The sequence below is a fragment of the uncultured Ruminobacter sp. genome (assembly GCA_902764345.1).
In the GTDB taxonomy this organism is placed as follows: Bacteria; Pseudomonadota; Gammaproteobacteria; order Enterobacterales; family Succinivibrionaceae; genus Ruminobacter.
Genome location: CACWVT010000092.1, coordinates 1 through 3,719 on the forward strand (window position 1 = coordinate 1; position 3,719 = coordinate 3,719).

General features: G+C 42.5%; 3 protein-coding genes. All 3 read left to right on the forward strand.

Features of this window, described 5'->3' with window-relative positions:
• The first annotated feature begins 564 nt into the window (after positions 1–564).
• Complete coding sequence (locus QZU58_RS10035; protein ID WP_294463514.1) at positions 565–1,047, forward strand: hypothetical protein; 483 nt, start codon at positions 565–567, stop codon at positions 1,045–1,047.
• A 292-nt stretch (positions 1,048–1,339) separates the two neighbouring features.
• The gene (locus QZU58_RS10040) at positions 1,340–3,394 is read left to right on the forward strand and encodes a tetratricopeptide repeat protein (RefSeq protein WP_294496470.1); all 2,055 of its coding nucleotides are present in this window, start codon (positions 1,340–1,342) and stop codon (positions 3,392–3,394) included.
• 145 nt (positions 3,395–3,539) lie between these two features.
• Positions 3,540–3,719, forward strand: a 180-nt coding sequence (locus QZU58_RS10045; protein WP_294496472.1) for a hypothetical protein, incomplete at its 3' end; no start/stop codon positions are given.

Genomic DNA, 3,719 nt, shown 5'->3' on the forward strand with positions numbered 1-3,719 from the left:
AATGTATGCGGTAAATCCGTTTCTGTTTTTTCAACATCTACAGTTTACACGGTAAATCCACGTTTTGCATTCATTCGTGGAGGTCGTTTCATATTGTCTGTTGAATACAGGAGTTAACTGACAGAAATGGGGGCGTTAAACAGGACGCTCCCATTCTTTTTTGATGATGTTATGAAGTGTATGTCGGTTCTATGCCTTTAGATGTCTGATATGATAATAACATACATAATTATCCAAAATATTGCTTTTTGAGTGTTTGTTTCTGAATCAGGGGTTTATTTTTTGTTCTAAGACTCAAAAAACAACGTTTTAAGCAAGCAGATTGCTTAAAAAATATTCAAATGTCTGATGCATAACAAATTTTTATGAAAACCTTTGCATAATTTTTTGAAAATGTTACCTTTATCACGTGATATTTTACGGTTATTAGATCTTCTTATTTTTTTAATTACCGGGTATCAATTAAAATTTGTTTAACCGGATGGGAAAAACGTTTTGGCATGAGGCTGATTCTGTTTATTGGGGATAAACATCCGGATTCAATGGAAAAAAGAAAATAATAAAATGAATATAAGAAAAACATTAATTCAGATTTCCGTTTTCCTGCTGACATGGAATATGGCAGGTACGGCTTACGGGGCAAACTACGAGGTACAGACAGACCTGCTCGGTCGCAAACAGATTTACTCAGAAGGTAAACTCATTGTTACCATGAAAAAGAACGACGTCGGCAGTGAGCTGTTTTTTAACTCTGAAAGGGAGCAGATTGGTGCAGCTGTCAAGAATGAGGACGGCGTAACCGAATACTTCAATGCAGACGGCAGACAGGTTGGCTTTGCAAAGAATTCCGCTGATGGTTCGGTGAATTATTATGAAAGCACCGGAAAATATCTTGGCAACAGCCGTGACAACGCACTGAGCAACGGCATCATGTTTTATGATGTTGTAATTCAGAGTTCATCAGGCACTGCAAACAGTGTTCATGAAGGTGACGTAAGGACTGGCGGCAGGGATGTTGCCCGTTTTGTGAAAACCTACAGTCTCTAGAGATATCCGACGGCAGTATTTTCATCCGTAACCTGGTAATCAGATAAAGGATTTTCGGGGTGATTTCTGTTTTCGTCAGATTTGTTTTCTCATTTGTTTCCGCTTTTTTAACAGTGAAAAACACTGTTTGAAGGCGGAAACAGTATCCATGCGTCATAATCAGCACAAATACAGCCTCTTTTGGGCTTATTGTTTGATTTTTTTTGTATAATTGCTCGGTAATATTATTTGGGACTGATTAATAATACGTTACATATAATAATTAAAAAAATATTAGTTGAGGATACAGACAGTGAATAAGTTGTGTTTGGCAGTGGGAATGTCTATTTGTCTTGGTCTGTGCGGATGCGGTGATGATCCGGACGAGTTGTTCATGAAATGCAAAGTCGCAGAAACCAGCGGGGAAGTCACACAGGAACAGTTAATTGACATGTATAAGGCGGCTGTTGATGCCGGTTCATCTGATGCGGCAGTTTACATGGCCTATTATGAACTGACAAACAACAATCTTCCTGGTGCAAGAGCTTACGCAGAAAAGTTCAAAAATGATCATCCGGTAGATTATAACGTAATTAATGGCGTGTACCTTATCAGCGATAATCTGAACAAGGAGAATGCGGAACGCGGAGCCGAACTCTTAAGCAAGGCTGCAAAAACCAATAACGTCAGAACTTACTATCCTCTCGGCGAGTATTATTTTAAGAACAAGGATTATGAAAAGGCCGTCGTTAACTATGAGCTGGCCGTTAAGAATAAGGATTTTCGTGCCCGTCTGCCTCTGGCCAAGATTTACATGGATAATCTTGTTCCTGTTATAGACAAGGAGAGTGTGTTCCGCATGATTTATCAGGAACAGCATGATAACTCTGGCAGGGAGTCCGATATTCTTCTTGCCAAGTGTTTTATCAACGGCTGGGGTACTCTGCCAAATCTGGAAAAAGCCAGAAATCTTGTCAAAAAGTATTCCTCAAGAGAGCGTGATCTTGAGGCTCAGTTCCTTGAACTGAAGATTCAGGTCATGAATTCCTCACCGGAGATTTCCTCAGCAGGAATCGTAAAGATGAAGGATTTCGTAAGAATGACCAATTACCCTGATGCCGCATACATGCTCTATGAGATCTATTCAAAGGGACTCTATGGTCAGAGTAAGAACGAAAAGGAGGCGGTGCATTATGTCCGTATCGCTCAGAACTACGGAAATACGCATGCCCTTTCCGCTCTCGCCAGAATTTATCTCAATGGTATCGGGGTCAACAAGGATGAGAATGAGGCCTTCAGTTTTGCCAGAAGAGCAATAGAGGTTGCTCCTTCTGATGATGAGGCTGCCTATCTTATCGGCATTATGTATGCCGACGGTGTTGGAACCAAACGTGACAATGAACTTGCGTATAAGTATCTGAGTCAGGCTGCCGATGCGGGTAATGATGACGCACTTTACAGAAAGGCCAGAATGATTCAGGAGGGCCGTGCTCCTTCAGTAAACGAGAATGACGCTCCGGTGATTTATGAAAAGCTCGCCAAGAAGGATCATCCATTGGCTTCATATCAGTATGGCGATCTGTTATTCTACGGGCTCGGCGTAACGAGGGACGTGAATGAATCCGTTACCTATCTTAAAAAAGCAGCGATGAACGGTGTCAGTGAAGCAATGTTTCCTCTTGCCAGCGCCTACGATGAACTGGGAGATCTTGAAAACGCACTCAGCTGGTACAAGGCTGTGGCATCATCGGAAGACATTAATGCCGCAGAGGCCGCTGCCCGCATCGGTGACATTTATTACGAAATGCATAACTATGCTGAGGCAGAGAAGTATTTTGCCGAGGCTGCGGAAAAGGAACATGTAATCGGTACTGAGAATCTCGGACGTCTGTATTATACTCAGGGGCGTTACGAGGATGCATTCAAGGCCTTTATGAAGATTTCAAAGTCCAGCAGCTATGCCCAGACTTTCCTCGGTATCATGTATGAACGAGGACAGGGCGTGCAGAAGAACGACGTTTATGCGTCTGAATGGTATGACAAGGCTGTTGCGAAGGGAAGTGTCGATGCAAGGTATCTTGAGGCTCAGCTCTACATGAACAGTAAAACGCTTCCTGATGAGCTTAAGTCCCAGGTTTTACCTCTTCTTACTGAGAATGCATGCCACGGTCACAGAGAGTCAGTAATGTTTCTGGCTACGACGTATTATCCGTCAAGTGGAAATTCCGAGATGGGATACGGCTGGCTGCTCTACGGTGCACGAGACCTCGGTATGACTGATGCCGCATCCATGGTAAGCAAGCTCCAGATTTCAAGGGACTATCTGGAGAAGGCGTACGAATACGCCAAGAACACCTGCGGACAGTAAAGCAGATAAGTATCATAGCCTTCTTCGGTGAAGGCATTGAGAAGGGGCAGACATAAGTCTGCCCCTTCCGTTTGTATGCTCCGGAATGATACTTTTAAAGTTTTTTTCTGCAGGACCGCGATAATGTTTTTTTTCTTAAAAATGTGTGAAAAAAGGACGTGTTTATCTGTCTATTGTCAATGGTTATCATGACCCAAAAAGAGGCCATGCTGTTCAGGTTACCTATAAGTCTTTCGGTACTGGATCCGGACTTTTGGAACAGGGAATTACTGACCCTGTGGCATACTGTGAGGAGCTTGTAAAAAAGTTAAATTTTGAAGATAAC